The 3,474-nt window shown below is 67.0% G+C and carries 3 protein-coding genes; all 3 read left to right on the top strand.

Annotated features, from left to right (window positions below; all coding sequences use genetic code 11):
* Positions 1-814 (top strand): cell division protein FtsQ/DivIB (locus EOA28_RS29180; RefSeq protein WP_148670918.1); only part of this gene is annotated, 814 nt, incomplete at its 5' end.
* Positions 811-2,118, top strand: a complete 1,308-nt coding sequence (gene ftsA, locus EOA28_RS29175) for a cell division protein FtsA (protein ID WP_042637743.1) — start codon at positions 811-813, stop codon at positions 2,116-2,118. The genes EOA28_RS29180 and ftsA, both read left to right, overlap by 4 nt.
* Before the next feature lie 67 nt (positions 2,119-2,185).
* Positions 2,186-3,474 (top strand): cell division protein FtsZ (gene ftsZ, locus EOA28_RS29170; protein ID WP_128315543.1); only part of this gene is annotated, 1,289 nt, incomplete at its 3' end.

Below are 3,474 nucleotides of genomic sequence, written 5' to 3'. Positions count from 1 at the left end.
CCTGTGCGGCGGCGAGTATGAGGCGCCGCGCTTTTCGGCAGCGATCCTTTCCGCCGCGCTCATCGCGTCGAGCAGCGCCTATGGCGCTTTTCTTGGCGGCTACTCCGACAGAGTCGTGCAGGGCATCACGGCCCGCACCGGCTTTGCCGTCGATCAGATCAAGGTGGTCGGCAACCGTCAGACGTCCGAGATCGACGTGCTCGACCGGCTCGGCCTCGACGGCTGGACGTCGCTGATCGGCTTCGATGCCGAGGCTGCGCGCGAGCGCATCGCGACGCTGCCCTGGGTCGAGGGCGCGGCGGTGCGCAAGATCTACCCTCATACGCTGGAAGTGCGCATTGAGGAGCGCGAGCCCTTCGCGCTCTGGCAGCAGGGCGCATCGGTTTCGGTGATCGAGCGGTCCGGCGAGGTGATCGCGCCGTTCTCGGGCGGCAAGCAGGCGCTGCTGCCGCTGATCATCGGTAGCGGCGCGCCGGCCATGGCGCCGGCCTTTCTCAACAAGATCAAGCGCTATCCCGAGCTTGCGGCGCGGGTCAAAGGTTATATCCGTGTCGGCGAGCGCCGCTGGGACATGCGGCTTGAGAACGGCATCACGATCAAGCTGCCGGAAGACGACGAGGACCAGGCGATCGCCGAGCTCGTCAAGATCGACCACGACAACGGGCTTTTGACGCGCGACATCGCCGCCGTCGACATGCGGCTCCCCGACCGGCTGGTCGTGGAGCTTTCGCCGGAGGCGGCCACGCAGCGCGAAGCCGCGCTCAGCGACAAGCCGAAGAACCCGGCCAAGCGCAAGACGGGGACGAAGATATGAGCTGGCTTGGCGGCGGCGGTGACGCTTCTTCGCGCCGGTCGGGCATACTCACGGTGCTCGACGTCGGTTCCAGCAAGGTTTGCTGCGTGGTTGCGAAGCTCAAGCCGAACGAGGACGGCAAGCTTCTGCGCGGACGCTCGCATCGTATCCAGGTGATCGGCATCGGCCACCAGAAATCGCAGGGCGTGAAGTCCGGCGTCGTGGTGGACCTCGATCGCGCCGAGCATGCCATCCGGCTTGCCGTCGACGCCGCCGAGCGCATGGCCGGGCTCACGGTCGATTCCCTCATCGTCAACATGACGGCGGGCCGGCTGAAGAGCGAAGCCTTTTCGGCGACGATCAATCTCGGTGGTCATCAGGTCGAGGAAGTCGACATCAAGCGCGTGCTCGCCGCCGGCGCCAAGCAGGCGCTGAGGGCCGAGCGCGAAGTGATCCATTCGCTGCCGGTCGGCTTCTCGCTCGACGGCGAGCGCGGCATGCGCGACCCGCGCGGCATGGTGGGCGATGCGCTCGGCGTCGACATGCATGTGCTGACGGGCGATGCGGCGCCGATGCGCAATCTCGAGCTTTGCATCAACCGCTCGCATCTGTCGGTCGAGCGCATGGTGGCGACGCCCTATGCCAGCGGGCTTGCCTCGCTGGTCGACGACGAACTCGAAATGGGCGCCGCCTGCATCGACATGGGCGGCGGCACGACGACCATCTCGGTCTTCTCGGAAGGCAAGTTCATCCATGGCGACGCGATCGCCATCGGCGGCAACCATGTGACGCTCGACATGGCCAAGGGCCTGTCGACTTCACTCGATGCCGCGGAGCGGCTGAAGGTGATGCATGGCTCGGCGCTGCCCGGAAGCGCCGACGACCGCGACCTCGTCTCGATCCAGCCGATCGGCGAGGAAGGCGATGTGCCGTCGCAGATACCGCGCTCGGTGATGACGCGCATCATCCGTGCGCGCATCGACGAAACGCTCGAGCTTTTGCGCGACCGGCTGAACAAGTCCGGCTACGGCAATGCCGTCGGCAAGCGCGTCGTGCTCACCGGAGGCGCCAGCCAGCTCGCCGGCCTGCCGGAAGCGGCGCGCCGCATTCTCGGGCGCAATGTGCGCATCGGCCGTCCGCTCGGCGTGGCGGGCCTGCCGGAGGCGGCCAAGGGACCGGCGTTCTCGACCCCGGTCGGATTGATGATCTACCCGCAGATGGCGAGCTTCGAGAGCCATTCGGCGAAAGGACTTTCCGGTTTCAGGATGACCGGGACGGGCGGAAGACTGCATCGCATGAGTCAGTGGTTGAGAGACAGTTTTTAATTTGACGGGGACAGCCCCATAGGCGGCCGCAGCGGCGAGGCGGCGGGAAAGGCAAAGGACGGAGACAATGACCATCAATCTGCAAAAGCCGGACATCACCGAGCTCAAGCCCCGCATCACCGTGTTCGGTGTCGGCGGCGGCGGCGGCAATGCCGTCAACAATATGATCACCGCCGGCTTGCGCGGCGTCGAGTTCGTGGTGGCCAACACCGACGCACAGGCGCTGACCATGTCGAAGGCTGAGCGGCTGATCCAACTTGGCGCGCATGTCACCGAAGGCCTCGGCGCCGGCTCTCAGCCGGAAGTCGGCCGCGCGGCGGCGGAAGAGTGCATCGACGAGATCATCGATCATCTGTCCAACACCCATATGTGCTTCGTCACCGCCGGCATGGGCGGCGGTACCGGCACGGGCGCCGCTCCGGTCGTTGCCCGCGCGGCGCGCGAGAAGGGCATCCTCACCGTCGGCGTCGTCACCAAGCCGTTCCACTTCGAGGGCCAGCGCCGCATGAAGACGGCCGACATGGGCATCGAGGAGCTGCAGAAATGCGTCGACACCCTGATCGTCATCCCCAATCAGAACCTGTTCCGGCTGGCCAATGACAAGACCACCTTCGCCGATGCCTTCGCCATGGCCGACCAGGTGCTCTATTCGGGCGTCGCCTGCATCACCGACCTGATGGTCAAGGAAGGCCTGATCAATCTCGACTTCGCCGACGTCCGTTCGGTGATGCGCGAGATGGGTAAGGCGATGATGGGCACCGGCGAAGCTTCGGGCGAAGGGCGCGCGATGGCCGCTGCCGAAGCCGCGATCGCCAACCCGCTGCTCGACGAGACCTCAATGAAGGGCGCCAAGGGCCTGCTGATCTCGATCACCGGCGGCCGCGACCTCACGCTGTTCGAGGTGGACGAGGCCGCGACCCGCATCCGCGAGGAGGTCGACCAGGACGCCAACATTATCCTGGGCGCCACCTTCGACGAGGAGCTGGAAGGCGTGATCCGCGTGTCGGTCGTCGCCACCGGCATCGACAAGTCGGCCGCCGAAATCGCCGCGGCGCCGATCTCGATCCGCGCGCCGCAGAAGCCGGCCGCTCGCCCGGCGGCGGCTCCGGTCGCTGAAATCCGGCCCGCTCCGGTCCAGCCGCAGGCCTACGAGCTGCGCGCGGTCGATCCGGTCGCCGAGGCGATCCAGCTTGCCGAGGCAAACGCAGCCGCCATGGCGCAGCCGCGCCCCGCGCCGGTCGACGACTTCCGGCCGCAGAGCAAGATCTTCCAGGCTCCGCCAGCCCAGCCGCAACCGCAGCCGCAGCCGGTGATGCAGCCGCAGGTCATGCAGCAGCCCGCGCCACAGCGCGAGAT

The sequence above is a fragment of the Mesorhizobium sp. M2A.F.Ca.ET.067.02.1.1 genome, from assembly GCF_004023285.1.
Taxonomy (GTDB): domain Bacteria; phylum Pseudomonadota; class Alphaproteobacteria; order Rhizobiales; family Rhizobiaceae; genus Mesorhizobium.
Note: the sequence above shows the minus strand (reverse complement) of the source record. Positions and strands in the feature narration are given on the sequence as shown.

Bases quoted from the DNA above. Each gene is read 5' to 3' on its own strand.
- ftsA (WP_042637743.1), top strand. From the start codon at position 811: ATGAGCTGGCTTGGCGGCGGCGGTGACGCTTCTTCGCGCCGGTCGGGC.